The organism is Cupriavidus sp. 09_S30, assembly GCF_056930435.1.
The window spans coordinates 2,230,318-2,249,621 of sequence record NZ_JBXOWI010000002.1; the positions used below are offsets into that span (position 1 = coordinate 2,230,318).

Sequence of the window (19,304 nt, forward strand, 5' to 3'; positions counted from 1 at the left end):
CGCCAAGCCCGCCGCGGAGAACTTCTTGTTTAATTTTTTAAACAGTCGATGGTGAAGACCAAGAACAAAGACGAGATGTGGGGTCATCTCCACTGGCTGACCGTGCTGGCGCAGCAGGGCAGCTACACCGCTGCCGCCGCCTATCTGAACGTCACCAAGGGCGCCGTAAGCCAGCGCATCGCCGAACTGGAGCGCGCCGCCGGCGTGCCGCTGGTCCAGCGCACCACGCGCAGCGTCCGGCTCACGGACGCAGGGCAGCGGCTGGTCGAGGAGGTCGGCAGCCCTTTCGAGCAGATCGCCAAGAGCTTCGCCGGCGTGCGCGATGCCGCCGGCGAGCCGCGCGGCGTGCTGCGTGTCACGGCGCCGGTGGCGTTCTCGCGGCAGCAACTGGTGCCGCGCCTGGCCGGGTTCTTCGAACGCTATCCGGAAGTCCGGCTGGAGTTGGATCTCTCCGACAAGCTGCGCTCGCTGGCGCTGGAAGGTTACGATCTCGCCATCCGCCACACCATGGCGCCGCCGGACACCCATGTCGCCTGGCCGCTGTGCCCCACGCGCAGCCTGCTGGTGGCGAGCCGCGCCTACCTGCGCAGGCGCGGTTCGCCCGCGGGGCCCACTGATCTCGCCGACCATGACTGCCTCTACTACCCGCGCGCCCGCGACACCCCGGCCTGGCACTTCCTCGACGCACGCCCCGGCACGCGGGCGCCCAGGCAGCGCATCACCGTGCCAGTGGCCGGCCCGCTGTGCGCCACCAACAGCGAGGCCCTGCGCGACGCCGCCATCGCCAACCTCGGCATCGCCCTCGTGCCGGATTTCACGGCGCAATCCGCGCTGCGGGACAACAAGCTGGTGGAAGTCCTGGAGGGCTGGCGGCCGGTGGGCGCCTTCCCGGACCAGATCTTCGCCATCCGCCCCTACGCGGCGCACGTGCCGCGCGCGGTCTCGGTGTTCGTCGACTGGCTGAGGACGGCTTTGCGGGGTGGCTTCGATCCGATGGAGCGCCCGCGCAAGGAGGCGCAAGGCGCCGCCAGGGTACGCGGGTAGCAAAGCGGGCACCAGCTAGCAGGACCCGGAGACGCATTGAGACGGGCGGGCGCTGCCCCCCTCTTACGCCCCAGCGCGGATCCCCGCGACGATGAACGTCACCAGGTACTCGGTCTTGCGCCTCAGGTCACCGGCCTTGACCTTGCCGCCCGAGATGCGCTCGATACGGCTGTCGAACACGCTCATCACCAGCGCGCCCACGGCGAACAGATAGGCCCAGTGCGCATAGCTCGCGCCCTGGCCCGGCAGCGCCTTGCGGATGGCGCGGATGAATTCCATGGCGAAGGGATCGAAGTAGTCCGACACGATGCCGCGCTCGGATTCGCGCGGATCGGACGCCTCGCGCGCGACCAGCTTGGCGTAGGCGATGCCGGCCTCGGTATCCTGGATGCGCATCACCGGCATCACGAAGGCGCGCACGATGTGTTCGAGCGCATCCTCGCCGGCGGCCACGGGCTCGCGCAGCGCCGCCAGGCGGACCTCGAGCACCGTCTTGCGGCGCTCGAACAGCGCGCGGTAGAGATTCCGCTTGGTCTCGAAGTGATAGACGATCAGCGGCAGCCCGACACCGGCCGCCGCCGCGACGTCGCGCATCGACACGCCATCGAAGCCGCCCTCGGCGAACAGGCGCTCCGCCGCATCCAGCACGCGCTCGCGCTTGCTCGTCTCCGCTGCCGGCTGCACCAGCGCCCTGTCCTGCGCCCCGCCCTGCGCCCTTCTTGGCCCCTTGGCCGACGCCCCCGGCGCACCCTTGCCTTGCATGCTCTCTCCGCGATCAAGAATTTCGATGGCCGCACGCGGCATCCCTGCCGACCCATCCGCTAGTTTACCCTAGTGCAAATACTGACTGTACGATCGTACAGTCAGTAAAAATCATAGCACGCCGGCCGGCACGGGCCAGGCGGCGGATCGAGGAGACATCGTGACCCCAGACCCGGCTTCCCTGAAGTGGCGCGTGCTGATCGGCTGCTTCCTGAGCTATATGTTCGACGCGGTGGACATCATCATCCTCGCCATCGCCATGCCGGCGATCACGGCTTCGCTGCACATCACGCAGGCACAGGCCGGCCTGCTGGTCACGGCCACCCTGCTCGGCATCGGGCTGAGCAGCGTGGTGATGGGCCGGCTGGCGGACACGCTGGGGCGCAGGACCGCCCTGCTGCTGTCGCTGGCAAGCTTCGGCGCACTGACCATGGCCATCGCGGGTGCCAGCGACTGGCGCCAGATCCTGGTGCTGCGCTTCCTGTCCGGGCTGGGCCTGGGCGGGGTCTGGAGCACGGCGGCAGCCTACGTCAACGAAACCTGGCCGGCCCACCAGCGGGGACGCGCCACCGCCTTCGTCCTCAGCTCCTTCTCAATCGGCGCCAGCCTGGCCGCCGCCGTATCCGCCTATCTGCTGCCGGTGCATGGCTGGCGCGTGCTGTTCTTTGTCTGTGGGGCCGCGGTAGTGATTGCGATCATCTACGTCTGGCTGCGCGTGCCGGAGTCGGAGGTCTGGCGCGCGCAACGACACGGCAGGCAGCCCACCGCCGCGCTGCCCCAGGGGGCCAGCCTGGCCGAACTGTTCGCCCCCGGCCTGCTGCGCAACACCGTGCTCGGCACTGCGGCATCGGCGCTGGCACTCGCCGCCTACTGGGGCGCCACGACGTGGCTGCCGACCTTCCTGGTCAAGGAACGCGGCCTCGACATGGCCACCATGGCCAGCTTCGTGGCCGTGCTCAACCTGGGCATGTTCATCGGCTACAACGTCTTCGGCCTGCTCGCCGACCGCATCGGCAAGCAACGCGCGATCATCGTGTCGCTGCTCGGCACCGGCTTGACACTGCCCGTCTACGCACTGACCACCGGCCACGGCGCCCTGCTGCTGCTCGGTCCCGTCTTCGCCTTCTTCATGGCCTTCGCCGGCCTGGTGGGCTCCTACTTCGCCGAACTGTTTCCCACCCGCATCCGCGCCACCGGCGCGGGCTTCTGCTTCAACGTGGGCCGCGGCATCTCCGCCTTCGCGCCGCTGGCAATGGGCGCGGCGGCGGCCACGCTCGGCTTCGCCACCAGCATCGCACTGTGCGGCGCACTGTTCCTGCTGGCTGCCGCCGTGGTCGCCCTGCTGCCGCGCGACACGGTCGGCATCGCCCTCCAGCCGGGCGCGTCCCACAATGCCGTCGGCGGCGGGACCGCCGATCCCTCGCTCGACGCTAACTGAACCGATCGTCCGCGCCATCGCCGCGCAATCCCGAACAGGAGACACTGACCATGACACGCCGCTTCGTCGACCTCTCGATCTACCTGGAGAACGACGTCATCTCCGACCCGCCCGGCTTCGGCCCCAAGATCGAATACCTGTCCCACGGCTCCACCGCCGAGCAGGTCGCGTCTTTCTTCCCGGGCCTGAAGCCTGCCGACCTGCCCGACGGAGAGGGCTGGGCGATCGAGAATATCCAGCTCAGCACACACAACGGCACCCACCTGGATGCGCCCTATCATTTCCACAGCACCATGAACGAATCGCTGGGCGAGCGCGAGCGCTCGACCACCATCGACGAAGTGCCGCTGGAATGGTGCTTCCAGCCCGGCGTGAAGCTGGATTTCAGCGCATTCGACGATGGCTATGTGGTCAGCGCCGCCGACGTCGAGGCGGAACTCGCGCGCATCGGCCACACACTGAAGCCGCTGGAGATCGTGGTGGTCAACACGCGCGCAGGCATGCGCTACGGTCAGCCCGGCTACGTTTCCGCCGGCTGCGGCATGGGCCTCGACGCCACCATGTACCTGCTCGAGCGCGGCGTGCGCCTGACCGGCACCGACGCCTGGAGCTGGGATGCGCCCTTCGTGCATACCGCGCAGAAGTACGCGCAAACGCATGACGCCTCGCTGATCTGGGAAGGCCACAAGGCCGGCCGCAACATCGGCTACTGCCACCTGGAGAAGCTGCACAACCTGGAGGCGCTGCCGCCCCACGGCTTCTTCATCTCCTGCTTCCCGCACAAGATCCGCGGCGCCTCGGCCGGCTGGACGCGCGCCGTCGCCATCTTCGACGATGCACTCAATGCAGCAGGCTGACGCCATGGCACAGGATCGCGCCCCGATGGCGCTGAACCACACGCATGACGCCTCTCGCCGCAGCTGGCTCGCTACGGCCAATGCGCAGGAGACAGACTTCCCGCTGCAGAATCTGCCCCTGTGCGTGTTCCGGCGGCGCGGTGGCACCGAGGCCTGGCGAGGCGGCGTTGGCATCGGCAACCAGATCGTCGACCTCGCCGCGCTGCGGGAGACAGGCTGCCTGCGCGACCTCGCCGCCGAAGCCTTGCATGCCGCGGCGGCACCGTCGCTCAACGCATTGCTGGAGATGGGGCCTGCTGCCTGGCAAGCGCTGCGCCACGGCATCTTCGCACTGCTGGAGGCCGGCAGCGGGCACGAGAAGCCTGTACGCGGCACGCTGGTGCCGCAGGCCGAAGCCGAGTACGCCGTTCCGGTACGCATCGGCGACTACACCGATTTCTACACCTCGCTCGACCACGCCGTGAACTGCAGCCGCCAATTCGGCATCGAGGTCAGCCCCAACTTCGACTGGCTGCCGATCGCCTACCACGGCCGCGTCTCCTCCATCGGCGTCAGCGGCCAGCAGGTCTACCGGCCGATGGGACAGTACCGCCCCGACCCGGCCGGCGCCCCGGTCCACGGGCCTTGCCGGCGGCTCGACTACGAGCTGGAGCTGGGCGCCGTGATCGGCAGCGGCAATGCGCGCGGCACGCCGATCCCGCTGGCGCAGGCGCAAGGGCATATCTTCGGCCTGTGCCTGCTCAACGACTGGTCTGCGCGCGACATCCAGTCCTGGGAGATGCAGCCGCTCGGGCCGTTCCTCGCCAAGAATTTCGCCACCACGGTGTCGCCCTGGCTCGTCACCCTGGAGGCGCTGCTGCCCTACCGCACCGCCTGGACGCGCGCGCCCGAGCGCCCGCAACCGCTGGACTACCTGCGCGCAGCGGAGGATGCCGCCGCCGGCGCCTTCGACATCCAGCTCGAGGTGTCGGTGCAGAGCGCGCGCCAGCGTGTGCAAGGACGGCCGCCGCGCGCGCTGACCCGCACCAGCTTCCGCCACCAGTACTGGACCCTGGGCCAGATGATCGCCCACCACACCATGGGCGGCTGCAACCTGCAGCCCGGCGACCTGCTCGGCAGCGGCACCGTCTCGGGCCCCACGGAAGGCGAGGCCGGCGCCCTGATCGAGCTGACGGTGTCGGGCACGCAGCCAGTCGATATCGGCGACGGCGAGCGCCGCGGCTTCCTCGAGGACGGCGACACGGTGACGTTCCGCGGCTGGTGCGAACGCCCGGGCTACGCGCGGATCGGCTTTGGCGCCAACCACGGCACCGTGCTGCCGGCACCATCGGCCGCCTGACCGCCGCACCCGCGCGGCCGGCGCGGCGCTGGCGCCGCGCCGCCATCCGCTACACTGCGGCGCAGGTCATCGCTCCCCTGCTGTTCCATGCGCCTGCGCCACCTCGAAATCTTCCACGCCGTGATGCGGACCGGCTCGCTGAGCCGTGCCGCCGAACTGCTCTTCATCTCCCAGCCGGCCGCAAGCAAGGTGCTGGCCCACGCCGAGCGCGATCTCGGCTTCAAGCTGTTCACGCGTGCTCATGGCCGCCTGCTGCCGACGCGCGAGGCGGAGCTGCTGCATGCGGAGACGGCCCACCTGTTCGCCAACCTGGAGAACGTGCGGCGGCTCGCGCGCAACCTCAAGCGGCATCCCGAAGGCCACCTGCGCATCGGTTGCCTGCCCAGCCTCGGCCTGAGCCTGATCCCGCAGGCGGTACGCGATTTCAGGCAGCGGTGCCCGGGCGTCTCGCTTGAGATCCAGACGCGCCACAGCGACGAGTTGCTGGCCCTGGTGCTATCGCGCGAACTGGATATCGCCGTGGTGTTCGACCCACCGGCGCGGCCCGGTGTCGCGTCCAGCGAGCTGGGGCGCGCGGCGGTGGTCTATCTGGGCCCGCCGGCAACTGCGCCGGCACAGGGGCCGGTGCAGCTGGCTGCGCTCGATGACCAGCACTGGATCGGCATCGGCAACAGCGACCCGCTCGGTGGCCTGATCGCCCAGGCCGGCCGCGATCTCGGCCTGGAAGAGCGCACACCGATGATCGAGGCGCGCACCTACTACGTGGCGGCGGCGCTGGCGGAGTGCGGCGTCGGCTATACCCTGGTCGACCAGTTCTCCGCCCAGTTCGCGCTGCGCGCCAGCGGCGGGGAACTGCTGATCCGCCCGCTGGCGCCGCCCTTGTCGGTGGGCGTGGCCGCCATCTACCCGGACGGCGCCGCCTCGTCGCATGCGCTGGACACCCTGCTTGAAGTGCTCAGGACGCAGTTCGATGCGGCGCCTCCGATCCCAGCTGACTTGCCGGCGATCGACCAGACTACATAACCTGAGGTTATAGGGCATGCGCTAATCGTCATTTGAACCGCGCCGCTGTCTCGTCAACACTCTTGTCTTGCCCGCAGTGCGGGTGCAGCCGCCGCAGCGGCCGGCGGCAAGGCTATTTTCGAGGCAGGAGAACAGGACATGCGGGTGTGCGTACTGGGCGGCGGTGTGATTGGTGTCGCCAGCGCCTACTATCTGGCGCGCGAGGGGCATACCGTCACCGTGCTCGAGGCGCGCGACGGGCTGGCGCAGGAAACCAGCCTCGCCAACGGCGCCCAGCTCAGCTATAGCTACGTCGCGCCGCTGGCCGACCCTGCCGTGCTGCCCAAGCTGCCCGGCTGGCTGCTCGACAGCAATTCGCCGCTGCGCTTCGTGCCACGCCTGGACTGGCGGCAATGGTCCTGGTGCCTGGAATTCCTGCGCGCCTGCCGCGCCAGCGTGGCGCGGGCCGTCACCGCGCAGTTGCTCGGCCTGGGCCAGCTCAGCCGCATCCAGGTGCACGCTCTGGTCGAGCGCGAGGCCTTGCGCTTCGACTACCAGCGCAACGGCAAGCTGGTCGTCTACCGTGACCCGGCGGCCTTCGCCGGCGCGCGCCGTCAACTGGAGTACCAGGCCAGGCTGGGCAGCCAGCAGCAAGCGCTGGACGGTGCCGCCTGCGTGGCGCTCGAGCCCGCGCTGGCCGCCCTGCAAGGCAAGCTGGCCGGCGGCATCCACACGCCCAGCGAGGAGGCCGGCGACTGCCACGCCTTCACCGTCGAGCTGGCAGCGGCGGCCACGCGCCGCTTCGGCGCGCGCTTCCTCTACGGCGTGCGCGTGGCCGGCCTGCGCTGCGAAGGGCGTCGCGTAGTCGCGCTTAGCACCAGCGCCGGCGACATCGAGGCCGACGCCTTCGTGGTCGCCGCCGGCATGCAGAGCGCGGCGCTGCTGGCGCCGCTGGGCCTGCGCCTGCCCCTCTATCCACTGACCGGCTACAGCCTGACCGCACCGGTCATGTCAGGCCGCCACCACCCACCGGCCATCAGCGTGACCGACCTGCACTACAAGGTGGTCTATGCCCGCCTGGGCGAGCAGTTGCGTGTTGCCGGCATGGTCGACCTGGTCGGCCGCCGCCCGCGCGCCGACCAGCGCCGCATCGCCCTGCTCAAGCAGCAGGCGCGCGAGACCTTTCCGGACGGTGCGGATTTCGAGGCCGCCACCACCTGGTGCGGCGGCCGCCCGGCCACGCCCGACAGCAAGCCCCTGATCGGTGCCACACCCTACGACAACCTATGGCTGAACACCGGGCACGGCGCGCTGGGCTTCACCCTGGCCTGCGGCAGCGCCGCCCTGCTGGCCGATGCCATGGCCGGGCGACCGGCGGCGCTGGACCTGTCGGCCTTCGCCCTGTCGCGTTGAACCCCCAATCCCTTGGCTGCAAACCGACCCAAGCGAGTCCCATGAAAAAGATCATCGATACCGCACTGCCGCGCTCTCCCGCCCCCGTCGAATGGGCCGTGCTGGGCAACGGCATCCTGTTCACCACGCAGATCCCCGTCGGCGCCGATGGCACGGTGGTGGAAGGCGGCATGGAAGCGCAGGCGCGCCAGACGCTGCGCAACCTGCAGCAAACCCTGGAAGCGGCGGGTGGTACCCTTGCCGACCTGACCCAGGTCATCGTCTACGTCACCGACCGCGCCGACCTCGCAGTCTTCAACCGCGTCTACGCGGAGATGATCCCGGCGCCGTATCCCAACCGGGCCGCCATCGTGACGGTGGGCTTCGGCCGGCCCGAGATGCTGGTGGAGATCCTGGCCTACGCCGCCCTCGGCTGACCGCGGGCGCTTCCTCACGCACGACCTTCGGCGCCTGCGCGGGCGCCCCATCCGGAAAGCTGATCCCATGCCATCCTGCGACCTGCTGTTCACCAATGCCATGCTGATCGACGGCACCGGCGCCGCACGCCGCGCCGGCGCCCTGGCCGTCGCCGACGGACGCATTGCCGCGCTGGGCGACTGCGCCGGCTGGCAGGCCGCGCGCACGGTCGACGCCGGCGGCCGTGTGCTGGCACCAGGCTTCATCGACGTGCACACGCACGACGACAGCGCGTTGCTGGGCACGCCGGCGATGCCCGCCAAGACCAGCCAGGGCGTGACCAGCGTGATCGCGGGCAACTGCGGCATCAGCATCGCGCCGCTGGTGCCGCGCCACGGCCTGCCCCAGCCGCTGATGCTGCTGGGCGAGGCCGCCGACTATCGCTTCCCCACCGTGGCGGACTACCGGCGCGCGCTGGAAGCCGCGCCGCCCAGTGTCAACGTGGGCCTGCTGGTAGGCCACAGCACGCTGCGCGCGGGCGCCATGGACGACACCGCGCGCGCCGCCACGGCCGAGGAAATCGACGCGATGGCCGCGGCGCTGGACCAGGCGCTGCGCGATGGCGGCCTGGGCCTGAGCACGGGCCTCAGCTACCCGGCAAGCCGCGCCGCGCCCACCGCCGAGGTGGTGGCGCTGGCACGCGTGACCGCGCGCCACCCCGGCGCGATCTACACCACCCATATGCGCAGCGAGCGCGACCAGGTCATCGAGGCCGTGGGCGAGACGCTGGAGATCGGGCGCGAGGCGGCCCTCCCCGTGGTGATCTCGCACCATAAATGCATCGGCCGGCGCAACTTCGGCAAGACCACGGTGACGCTCGGCCTGATCGACAAGGCGCTGGCCACGCAGGACGTGGCGCTCGACGTCTATCCCTACACGGCCAGCTCCACCGTGCTGCTGCCCGAGTTCGTCGGCGAGGCGGACCGCATCATCGTCACCAGTTCGCAGCCGCATCCCGAGCAGGCGCGGCGCGACCTGTCGGCCATCGCCGCCGACTGGGGCGTCTCGCTGGAAGACGCCGCGGCGCGGCTCGGCCCGGCCACCGCCATCTACTTCCAGATGGACGAAGGCGACCTGCGCCGCGTGCTGGCGCACCCGCGCACCATGATCGGCTCCGATGGCATCCCCGGCCCGTATCCGCATCCGCGCCTGTGGGGCAGCTTCCCGCGCGTGCTTGGCCACTATGCGCGCGAACTGGGGCTGCTGACGCTGGAGGACGCCGTGCGCCGCATGACGTCCTTGCCCGCCGCGGTGTTCGGACTGCCCGGCCGCGGCGTGCTGCAGGCCGGCTATGCGGCGGACCTGGTGCTGTTCGACCCCGAGCGCGTGATCGACCGCGCCGACTACGCGCAACCGTGCGAGCCGTCCGCTGGCATCGATGCGGTCTATGTGAACGGACTGCAGGTCTGGGGGCCGGACGGCGCCACCGGGGCGGCGGCCGGGCAGTTCCTGCGCCACTGACGCGGCGCCAGGCGTGCGCGGCGCGGACCGCACGCACGCCACGCCCGAAAACACCAATCCACAGAATATGCGAGGAGACCCGAAATGAACCGCAGACGCTTCCTGCTCACGCCCGCACTCGGCGCACTGGCGCTGGGCGCCGCCACGCTGGCGCATGCCGCCTATCCCGAGCGGCCGATCACGCTGGTGATCCCGTTTTCCGCCGGCGGCCCCACCGATGTGGTCGGCCGCATCGTCGCCAGCAAGGCTTCGGAGATCCTCGGCCAGCAGATCGTGGTCGACAACCGCGTGGGCGCGGCCGGCACCATCGGCATGACCACGGTGGCGCGCGCCAAGCCCGACGGCTATATGCTCGGCCTGGCCACCGTCAGCACCCACGGCACCGCGCCGCACCTGCTGGCCAAGCCGCCCTACGATCCGGTCAAGGACTTCACGCCGGTGATCAACCTGGTCAGCAGCCCCAATATCCTCAGCGTCCATCCCGGCTTCCCGGCGCACACGCTGAAGGACTTCGTCGGCTACGTGAAGCAGCACCCTGGCAAGGAAAGCTATGCCAATGCGGGCGCGGGCGGCATCAATGACCTCGGCATGGCCTGGTTCCTGCAGCTCAGCGAGGCCAGCATGATCAGCGTGCCCTACAAGGGCTCGGCGCCCGCGCTCAACGACGCCATCGGCGGCAACGTCAAGGTCATCTTCGACAACTTCCCATCCTCGCTGCCCTTCATCAAGGCCGGCAAGCTGCGCGCGCTCGCCATCACCGGCACGCAGCGCAACGACAAGCTGCCCGATGTGCCGACCTTCGCCGAGCAGGGCTACAAGGATTACGACGTCAGCGCCTGGTACGGCGTGGTGGCACCGGCCAAACTGCCCGCCGAGGTGCGGACCCGGCTGGCCGATGCCTTCAATGCGGCGCTCAGCGACCCGTCCACGCGCCAGCGCCTGGTCGATGCCGGAGCCTTCCCGGTCGCCACCGGCCCCGACGCCTTCGCGCGCCAGATCCGCCAGGAATACGAGCGCTGGGGCACGGTGATCCGCAAGGCGGGCATCGCGCCGCAATAGGTACAAGCGGCACAAGCGTGCGTCGCCGCGGCCGGCGGGAAGGAGCCGGCGCGGCCGACGAGAAGACGCGATCCGCTGTGATCGGACGCGGCCAGACAAAAAATAAGCAAGTAGGAGCCGTCACATGACCTCAGTAGCAAGCAAGGCTGCCGCCCCCCAGGCGGCCTCCCCCCAAGCCGCCTCCCCCGGACTGCAACCCGGCAGGCGCAATGCGGCGATCGCCGTGTTCCTGCTGGGACTGGCGATCGCCCTCTACGCGCATCTCGCCATGCCGGGAGAAACCAGCCTTTGGGGCCTGACACCCGTGCTGGTGTTCGCGGTCATCGCGCTGCTGGGCGTCGATATTGTGCTGTCCACCATCGCCGCCATCGTGCTCGGCGCCATCATGACGGGCACCACGCCGGTCGGCATGGGCAAGCTGCTGGCGGACTCGCTGGGCTCCTTCATCGCCGTGGTGGGCCTGATCATCGTGCTGGGCGCGGGCGTGGGCGAGGTGGCCTCGCGCACCGGCGCCGCCGAGCAGCTGGTGCGCGCCATCGTGCGCCGCATCGGCCTGTCCAACCAGGTGCGCGTGCGCCTGGGCATCATGGTGACCTCCACGCTGATCTGCGGCGCGCTGGGCACGCTGGCGGGCGGCAACGCCATCATCGCCGCGGTGGTGATCCCGATCGCGGCCGCGGTGCGCCTGTCGCCGCCCGCGGTGGCCGCGCTGTTCCAGACCGCCGGCTCGGCCGGCCTGGTGCTGGGACCGTTCACGCCCAATGTGGTGACGGTGCTGGGGCTGACCGGCCTGAGCTATCCGGAGTACCTGATGGTGGCGGGCATCCCGATGGCCGCGGCGACGCTGGCCAGCGGCTGGTTCATGTCGGGCCGCATCCAGAAGATGACCGAGGCCGAGCACCAGTACGAGGAAGCCGCCGGCGGCAACCCGGCCGCCTTCGACCTGTCCGCCACGCCGCCGCGCCAGGCGGTGCGCGCCGCCTGGGCCTTCTGCCTGACCATCGTCGGGCTGGCCGCCGCCGGCGTGGTCGCCAAGGCCGGCTTCGCCTTCGCCATCATCGTCATGGTGTCGCTGGCCACCACCACCGGCCTGGCCGGCGGCATGAGCCCGCGCGCCATCCTGCAGGCGATGTATGCGGGCGCGGGCAAGCTGATCTGGATCTTCTTCCTGTTCTGGCTGTTCAACCCGGTGCTGGTGCTGGTGGACAAGCTCAACGCCTACCACGCGCTGCTCGACCTCGCCAGCCCGCACCTGGCGGGCATCGGCGGCGCCATGCTGTGCGTGATCATCCTGTGGTTCAACGTGATCGGCCACATCCCGGGTGCGGCAGTGGCGCAGATGACCTTCACCGCCAAGATCTTCGGCCCGCTGCTGGCGGCCGCCGGCGTCGGTCCCGCCGCCACCACGGCGGTGATCCTGGGCAGCTCGCAGATTGACTGGTTCGGCCCCTTCCCCACCTCCGACATGTTCGGCCAGATGGGCCTGGCCCGCTCCACCCAGCTGAAGTACATGCTCTACAACGGCTGGGCGGTGATCATCGTGAACCTGTGCCTGTTCTCCGGGCTGTTCTTCCTGCTGGTCTGAGGAGGCACCATGATCCCCACCTTCTTCCCGCTCGGCACGCAGATGTCCGACACGGCCGCGCTGCACGCTCGCGTAGAAAGCGGACTCGCGCCGCTGCTGGCCGCCACCCCGGCGCGCGTGGCGCTGAGCCTGCGCCTGCTCGACGGCACGGTGGTGCTCGAGCGCGAGGCCGCAAGAGTGCAGCCATCGGCCAGCATCATCAAAGTGCCCATCCTGCTCGCCATGCTGGAACAGGTGGCGCAGGGCCGCCTGCGGCTGGAGCAGAGCGTGTCGCTGGACGGGCTCGAACGCGTGGGCGGCACCGGCATCCTCAGCCAGCTGCCGAGCGTCGGCAGCCTGACGCTGGCCGAGCTGGCGCGGCTGATGATCGTGCTGAGCGACAACCTCGCCACCAATGCGCTGATCTGCCTGCTCGGCTGCGACGCCGTGAACGGCTGGAGCGAGCGCGCCGGCCTGGCGCAGACGCGCCTGCAGCGGCGCATGATGGACGCCGCCGCACGCGCGGCCGGCCTGGACAACTTCACCAGCGCCGGCGACGCGGCCGCCGCGCTGTGCTGGCTGCTGCGCGACGGCACGCTGCCGCAGGCATTGCGCGCCTTCGCGCTGGACCTGCTGGCCGACCAGCGCGAGCGCGCCCACTTCGGCGCCACGCTGCCGGCCCAGGCCATGCTGGCCAACAAGACCGGGCAGCTGCCCGGCCTGCGCCACGACGCCGGCATCCTGACCGTGGGCGAGCGCAGCGTGGTGATGGCGGTGCTGGCCGACGGCTTCACCGACGAGCGCACCGCGCAGACGCTGCAAGGCGGGGAAGGCGCGCAGTTGCTGGCCCAGGTGGCGCGCATCGTGGCGCTGGCACTTGCCGCGCCTCAGGACGACAGAGAGAGAAACGGAGGGAAATGATGCGGATCAAGGTAGCCGCCATCCAGATCGACAGCCGGCAGGATCGCGACGCCAATCTGGCGTCGCTGGAGCACTGGATCCTCGCCGCCGCCGAGGACGGCGCCAAGCTGATCGTCACGCCCGAGTACAGCGATGTGCGTGGCGAAACCGGCGTGCTGCAGTCAGCGGCCAGCACCGTGCCGGGCCTGGTCTCCGAGCGCATCGCCGCTCTGGCAAGGCGCACCGGCTGCTGGATCCATCTCGGCTCGATGCACGAGCGCCTGCCGGGCGAAGAGCGGCTGGGCAACACCGGCCTCACCTTCGCGCCCGACGGCAGCATCGCCGCGCGCTATCGCAAGGTGCATCTCTACGACGCCATGGTGGACGGTCTGCCCTATCGCGAGTCGGCCGACTTCGCGCCGGGGGACAGCCTGCAGACCGTGGCCGCCGCCGGCCTCACGCTCGGCCTGAGCATCTGCTACGACCTGCGCTTCGGCGAGCTCTACCGCAGCTTGCGCGCACGCGGCGCCGACGTGCTGGTGGTGCCGGCCGCCTTCAACGTCCATACCGGCCGCGACCACTGGGAGCCGCTGCTGCGCGCCCGCGCCATCGAGAACCAGTGCTACGTGATCGCCGCCGCGCAGGTCGGCGGGCCAGGACCGAGCCTGCCCTGCCTGGGGCGCAGCATGATCATCGATCCCTGGGGCACGGTGCTGGCCTGCATGCCCGACACCTGCGGCTACATCACCGCTGAGCTCGACCCGGCGAGAGTGGCCGGCCTGCGCGCCGCGCTGCCGGCCTGGGAGCATCGCCGCACCGACCTGTATTTCGGCGGCATGCAGGCGGCCGGCTGAGCGATCGGGGCCGCGCACAAACGCGCCGGCCGCTCGCTCGACACTTCGTCGACCCTCAGTCGACCAGCGCCGCCCCACGCCCCGCGAGCAGCACGCGCAGCACGGAGCGGTGGCAGTGCGCTTCGTCTTCGCAATAGCAGCCCACCGCGACATTGGTGGTGTGCGACAGGGCTGCAAGCAGGTCGAGATCGTGCACGGCGCCGGGCTGCGCCATCTCGGCGCGGAACTGCCTGACGAAGCCGGCCCAGCCTTTCTCGTCGTGGTTGCGCTGGGCCTCCAGCGCCTGCTTCATGAGTTCGGCGCTGGGCGCCAGGTTCGGGAACCAGACGTCATACCAGTCCTGCGATGCGAACTCGGCCTTGGGCACGCCGCGCGGCGGCCGGCGGACCGTGCCGATGCGCAGGCCCTCGTCAGGCGCGCGTGGTGTGCCCAGGCGAACGATGCGGATTCCCATATTCTTCTTCCCTCCATCGGCTGAATGATGCGCTGCGGTCCGCTTGCCGTGCCGCAGCGGGATTATGCCGTGCCACGAACGTTTTGCTTCCGCCGTCCCCTTGCGCGGCGCCTATAATCGACTGGAACCCGCGTCAACAGGTCTCTCGCCGTGGCGTGCCGCGGCAGGACATTGCAGCGCAACACCATGACCATCGCGAACGGCCAGACCAGCACTTCTCCGCACTATACGGCAGAGGAGAAGCGCAAGCGTGTCTTCGCCATCGTCGCGGCCTCGTCCGGCAATCTGGTCGAGTGGTTCGACTTCTACGTCTACGCCTTCTGCGCGATCTATTTCGCGCACGCATTCTTTCCCAAGGCCAATCCGACCGCGCAGCTGCTCAATACAGCGGGCGTGTTCGCCGCCGGCTTCCTGATGCGTCCCATCGGCGGCTGGCTGTTCGGCCGCATTGCCGACCGGCACGGTCGCAAGATCTCGATGGTGATCTCGGTGACGATGATGTGTGGCGGCTCCCTGCTGATCGCCAGCCTGCCCACCTATGCCAGCATCGGCGTGTGGGCGCCCGCGCTGCTGTTGCTGGCGCGGCTGATCCAGGGACTGTCGGTCGGCGGCGAATACGGCACCACCGCCACCTATATGAGCGAGGTGGCGCTGCGCGGCCAGCGCGGCTTCTTTTCCTCCTTCCAGTATGTGACGCTGATCGGCGGCCAGTTGCTGGCGGTGCTGGTGGTGGTGATCCTGCAGCAGTTCCTGGACGAGCAGGAACTCAAGGACTGGGGCTGGCGCATTCCCTTCGTGATCGGCGCGATTACTGCGGTGGTCGCCGTCTACCTGCGCAGGACGCTGCACGAGACCACCACGGCAGCGACGCGCGAAAGCCGTGAGGCCGGCACGCTCACCGGCCTGTTCCATGACCACAAGGCGGCTTTCTTCACCGTGCTGGGATTCACCGCCGGCGGCTCACTGATCTTCTACACCTTCACCACCTACATGCAGAAGTACCTGGTCAACACGGCCGGCATGTCGATCAAGACCGCCAGCTACGTAATGACCGGCTGCCTGTTCCTCTACATGTGCATGCAGCCGCTATTCGGCTCGCTGTCCGACCGCATCGGCCGGCGCAACAACATGCTGCTGTTCGGCGCGCTGGGCGCCATCTTCACCGTGCCCATCCTGACGCTGCTGCAGCATGTGCACAGCCCTCTCATGGCCTTCGCGGTGATCAGCGTGGCGCTGGCCATCGTCAGCTTCTACACCTCGATCAGCGGCATCGTGAAGGCCGAGATGTTCCCGGCCGAGGTGCGCGCGCTGGGGGTCGGACTGGCCTACGCGATCGCCAATGCGATCTTCGGCGGTTCGGCCGAATACGTCGCGCTGGGGCTGAAGTCTGTCGGCCGCGAAACCTCGTTCTTCTGGTACGTGACCGCGATGATGGTGGTCGCCTTCCTGGTCGCGCTGCGCCTGCCGCGCCAGGCCGCCTATCTGCACCACGAGCAATGAGCCGACATTGAGCCGACCTTGAGGCGGCAGGCTGCAGCATTGCATGCATTCCAATACAATGCTGTGGTCGGCAGCCACGCTGCACGGCAGCGCCGCCGGTCGTGCGGCGACACAAGATATCCCCGAGGAGACCGCATTGAACATCGCCGCACGCGCGTGCGGAGCCATGCTGCTGATCGCCGCAGCGCGGGCCCACGCCGCCTACCCCGACCATCCCATCAAGCTGATCGTGCCCTTCCCGCCGGGGCAGGCCACCGACATCTTCGCGCGTGCGCTCGCCGAACGGCTGGGCAAGCAACTGGGCCAATCCGTGGTGGTGGACAACCGCGCCGGCGCGGGCAGCAACCTGGGCATGGAACTGGCGGCACACGCGGCGCCGGACGGCTACACGCTGGTGATGGCCGGCAGCGCGATGGCGATCAACCAGACGCTGTACAAGAAGCTCAACTATGACGCGCAGCAGGATTTCGCGCCGGTCTCGGGCGTGTTCTCGGTGCCGCTGGTCTTCCTGGCCACGCCGGCGTCCGGCATCACCTCGCTGCGTGACCTGGTGGCCAAGGCCAAGGCCGCGCCGGGCAAGTACAGCTATGCCAGCGCCGGCATCGGCGGCACCCAGCACCTGTCGGCCGAGCTGCTGAAGGCGCAGGCCGGCATCTTCATGGTCCACATCCCCTACAAAGGCAGCGGCCCGGCGCAATCCGATTTCCTGGGCAACCAGATTCCGCTGATGGTGGATTCCGTCACGGCTGCGCTGCCGCTGATCCAGTCGAAGAAGGCCGTGCCGCTGGCGGTGACGGTCACGCGGCGCGTGCCGCAGCTGGCCAGCGTGCCCACGGTGCGTGAGCAGGGCTGGCCCGATTTCGAGGCGCTGGGCTGGGCCGTGCTGATGGCCCCCAAGGGCGTGCCGCCCGCCATCATCTCCCAGCTCAACGCGGAGACCGTCAAGGCGCTGCAAAGCCCCGACCTGAAGAGTTTCATCGTCGAGCGCGGCTCCGAGCCGATGCCGATGAGCCCGGAGGAAACCGGCCGCTTCGTTTCGAGCGAGATCCGCAAGTGGGGGCCGGTGGTGCGCCGCTCGGGCGCTTCGGTCGACTGAGCCGGCCGGCGCTCAGGTCGCCGGACTAGGCGGCGTCGGCTCCGGCGGCGCGCCATCATCCTGCGCGCACGCCGCTTCGGCCTCGGCCCCCTCGCCCGGCCCTTCGTCGGCCGGGGCATCATCGCCGTGCGCCGCATCGTCCGTGGCGGGCGGCGTGCCGGCCTCGAACGCAGCCATTGCCGCCAGCCGGTTCGGGTAGAACAGGATCCCGGTACTCTCCGGCGCGATATCGCGCTGGTCCAGCCAGGCCAGCAGTTGCGCGGTGCGCCCGGCGATCACCAGCTGGATGCCACGCTTGGCGAGCGCCTCCTGCAGATCCCGGATCGCCAGGACACCGGTCAGGTCCACCGCGGCGATCGACACGGCATCGATCACCACCCAGCGCGGCAGCTGGGCGTCGACCAGTTGCTTGAGGCGCACGGTGAAGTAATCAGCATTGAAGAAGGTGAGCGGTGATTCGAAGCGGTAGATCAGCAGCCCGGGCACGGCCTGCGCCTCGGGGTAGTGCGCCAGCTCGTACAGCCCTTCGCGTCCCGGGATGACACCGAACATCTGGTCCGAGGGCCTGGCCATCTGCGCCAGGAAGCGCAGCAAGGCGAGCGTGACGGCCAGCAGGATGCCCGACATCACGCCGAACACCACCACACCGGCCAGCGTCGCCAGTGCAATGCCATGCTCGGCGCGGCTGTACCTGCGCAGCGCCATCAGCCACCCCAGGTCGACCAGGCCAAGCGCCGACCCCACCAGGATCGCGCCCAGCGCCGGCACCGGCACCAGGGCCAGCGCGTTGGCGAGGAACAGCAGCACCAGCAGCATCGTCAGCGCGGCCACCACCGACACCAGGCGCGTGCGGCCGCCGGCCGCCTCGTTGACGACCGTGCGCGAACTCGAGCCGCTGATGGCGAAGCCCTGGCTGAGCGCGCTGACGATGTCGGCCACGCCGGTGGCCAGGAACTCGCGGTTGGCATCGACGCGATAGCCATTGCGCACGGCGAAGCTGCGGGCGGTGAGCATGCCGCTGCTGAAGGAGATCAGCGCCAGGCCCGCCGCGGCCGGCACCAGCGTGCCGAGCATCTCGTGCGGCAGCGAAGGCGTGACCCAGCCAGGCAGGCCCGCAGGCAGCGCGCCGACCATCTCCACGCCCAGCGCCTTCGCGCGGAACATCCAGCTGCCCACGCCCGCAGCCGCCAGCGCGGCCAGCGCGGCGGGACCGCGCGGCCAGAAGGCCTTCACGCCAAAGTAGAGCCCGCACGTGCCGATGGCAACGAAGAAGGTGGGCAGGTGCACATCGCCGAGCTGGGCCACCAGCGAGAGGACCTGGCCGATCGCGTCGCGGCCGGACAAGGTGAGGCCTGTCACCTTGCCGAGCTGGCTGATGACGATGCTGACGGCGACGCCGTTGAGCAGCCCAGTCAGGATGGGAATGGAGAGGAAGTCCGCCAGGAAACCGAAGCGGAAGCGGCTCGCCACCACACAGAAGAAACCCGTGAGCAGCGTCAGCGACACCGCCAGCGCGTGGTATTCCTCGCTGCCGATCGCAGCCAGCGGCGCCAGCGTAGCGGCGATCATTGCCGACGTGGCGGCGTCCGGCCCGACGATCAGTTGCCGCGAGGAGCCGAACAGCGCATAGGCCAGCATCGGCAGAATGGAACTGTACAGGCCCGCAACGGGACTCAGCCCGGCCAACTGCGCATAGGCAACGCTGACCGGCAGCGACACCGCGGCCACCGACAGGCCCGCGGACAGGTCGGCGCGCAGGTGCCGCGCGGGGTACTTTACAAGTTCTTCCAGGCCCGGCATCAGCCGGTAGAGCGCAGGGATCATGGGCATAGGCAACGCTTTCGGGTTGAAACTGCCCTGTGGCGCCTGGGGCGGGAAGCCCGTGGCGCGCATGGGACCGCATAAGCGTGAATGCCGTTCAGTCAAGCGCTGAAGCGTATTCCCCTTCGTCCCCGCGCTGGCGGAAACCCGGTGGCTTCAACGGTGTCAACGCACCAACGACGCGGGGTGGCAGGACCGGTGCTCGTCCTGTGGATGTCCAATGCGCTGCGGGCATTGTCCTGCCTGCGCGGAACGGCGACCTCGGCTCAACTGAACAGCATCGC

17 protein-coding genes are annotated in these 19,304 nt (G+C 69.6%); 14 read left to right on the forward strand and 3 right to left on the reverse strand.

Annotation, left to right across the window (positions count from 1 at the left end; all coding sequences use genetic code 11):
* Positions 1-48 precede the first annotated feature (48 nt).
* Entirely contained in the window at positions 49-1,044 is a 996-nt protein-coding gene (locus tag AC1Z3O_RS30165; RefSeq protein ID WP_483520251.1) for a LysR family transcriptional regulator, read from the forward strand.
* A gap of 63 nt (positions 1,045-1,107) precedes the next feature.
* Here AC1Z3O_RS30165 and AC1Z3O_RS30170 read toward each other — a convergent pair whose 3' ends face one another.
* The gene (locus AC1Z3O_RS30170; RefSeq protein ID WP_483520253.1) at positions 1,108-1,806 is read right to left on the reverse strand and encodes a TetR/AcrR family transcriptional regulator; all 699 of its coding nucleotides are present in this window, start codon (positions 1,804-1,806) and stop codon (positions 1,108-1,110) included.
* A gap of 160 nt (positions 1,807-1,966) precedes the next feature.
* On the opposite strand from AC1Z3O_RS30170, the gene AC1Z3O_RS30175 reads away from it, so the two are divergent.
* The 11 genes from AC1Z3O_RS30175 to AC1Z3O_RS30225 all read left to right on the forward strand — a co-directional run bounded on the left by AC1Z3O_RS30175 (position 1,967) and on the right by AC1Z3O_RS30225 (position 14,149).
* Positions 1,967-3,244, forward strand: coding sequence for an MFS transporter (locus AC1Z3O_RS30175; protein ID WP_483520255.1), 1,278 nt, complete (start codon positions 1,967-1,969; stop codon positions 3,242-3,244).
* Between the two features lie 50 nt (positions 3,245-3,294).
* Positions 3,295-4,101 (forward strand): cyclase family protein, encoded by an 807-nt coding sequence (locus AC1Z3O_RS30180; RefSeq protein WP_483520256.1) that lies wholly within the window; start codon positions 3,295-3,297, stop codon positions 4,099-4,101.
* A 25-nt stretch (positions 4,102-4,126) separates the two neighbouring features.
* Entirely contained in the window at positions 4,127-5,440 is a 1,314-nt protein-coding gene (gene fahA / locus AC1Z3O_RS30185; RefSeq protein ID WP_483522081.1) for a fumarylacetoacetase, read from the forward strand.
* Between the two features lie 87 nt (positions 5,441-5,527).
* Complete coding sequence (locus AC1Z3O_RS30190) at positions 5,528-6,463, forward strand: LysR family transcriptional regulator (protein ID WP_483520258.1); 936 nt, start codon at positions 5,528-5,530, stop codon at positions 6,461-6,463.
* A gap of 138 nt (positions 6,464-6,601) precedes the next feature.
* Positions 6,602-7,855: a D-amino acid dehydrogenase gene (locus AC1Z3O_RS30195; protein ID WP_483520260.1), complete on the forward strand. Its 1,254-nt coding sequence runs from the start codon at positions 6,602-6,604 to the stop codon at positions 7,853-7,855.
* A 41-nt stretch (positions 7,856-7,896) separates the two neighbouring features.
* Complete coding sequence (locus tag AC1Z3O_RS30200; RefSeq protein ID WP_483520262.1) at positions 7,897-8,271, forward strand: RidA family protein; 375 nt, start codon at positions 7,897-7,899, stop codon at positions 8,269-8,271.
* Between the two features lie 67 nt (positions 8,272-8,338).
* The gene (locus AC1Z3O_RS30205; protein WP_483520264.1) at positions 8,339-9,772 is read left to right on the forward strand and encodes an N-acyl-D-amino-acid deacylase family protein; all 1,434 of its coding nucleotides are present in this window, start codon (positions 8,339-8,341) and stop codon (positions 9,770-9,772) included.
* 84 nt (positions 9,773-9,856) lie between these two features.
* Complete coding sequence (locus tag AC1Z3O_RS30210; protein ID WP_483520266.1) at positions 9,857-10,831, forward strand: Bug family tripartite tricarboxylate transporter substrate binding protein; 975 nt, start codon at positions 9,857-9,859, stop codon at positions 10,829-10,831.
* Between the two features lie 124 nt (positions 10,832-10,955).
* Positions 10,956-12,416, forward strand: coding sequence for a gluconate:proton symporter (locus AC1Z3O_RS30215; RefSeq protein WP_483520268.1), 1,461 nt, complete (start codon positions 10,956-10,958; stop codon positions 12,414-12,416).
* Between the two features lie 9 nt (positions 12,417-12,425).
* Positions 12,426-13,316, forward strand: a complete 891-nt coding sequence (locus tag AC1Z3O_RS30220) for a serine hydrolase (RefSeq protein ID WP_483520270.1) — start codon at positions 12,426-12,428, stop codon at positions 13,314-13,316.
* Complete coding sequence (locus AC1Z3O_RS30225) at positions 13,313-14,149, forward strand: carbon-nitrogen hydrolase family protein (RefSeq protein WP_483520272.1); 837 nt, start codon at positions 13,313-13,315, stop codon at positions 14,147-14,149. Before AC1Z3O_RS30220 ends, AC1Z3O_RS30225 begins: the two co-directional genes overlap by 4 nt.
* Positions 14,150-14,204: 55 nt before the next feature.
* On the opposite strand, the gene AC1Z3O_RS30230 is transcribed toward AC1Z3O_RS30225, so the two are convergent.
* Complete coding sequence (locus AC1Z3O_RS30230; protein ID WP_483520273.1) at positions 14,205-14,603, reverse strand: DUF488 domain-containing protein; 399 nt, start codon at positions 14,601-14,603, stop codon at positions 14,205-14,207.
* A gap of 186 nt (positions 14,604-14,789) precedes the next feature.
* Here AC1Z3O_RS30230 and AC1Z3O_RS30235 point away from each other — a divergent pair, with 186 nt between their 5' ends.
* Positions 14,790-16,103: an MFS family transporter gene (locus AC1Z3O_RS30235; protein ID WP_483520274.1), complete on the forward strand. Its 1,314-nt coding sequence runs from the start codon at positions 14,790-14,792 to the stop codon at positions 16,101-16,103.
* A 166-nt stretch (positions 16,104-16,269) separates the two neighbouring features.
* Positions 16,270-17,199 (forward strand): tripartite tricarboxylate transporter substrate binding protein, encoded by a 930-nt coding sequence (locus AC1Z3O_RS30240; protein WP_483522083.1) that lies wholly within the window; start codon positions 16,270-16,272, stop codon positions 17,197-17,199.
* 12 nt (positions 17,200-17,211) lie between these two features.
* Here AC1Z3O_RS30240 and AC1Z3O_RS30245 read toward each other — a convergent pair whose 3' ends face one another.
* The gene (locus AC1Z3O_RS30245; RefSeq protein WP_483520275.1) at positions 17,212-19,029 is read right to left on the reverse strand and encodes a SulP family inorganic anion transporter; all 1,818 of its coding nucleotides are present in this window, start codon (positions 19,027-19,029) and stop codon (positions 17,212-17,214) included.
* Between the last annotated feature and the right edge of the window lie 275 nt (positions 19,030-19,304).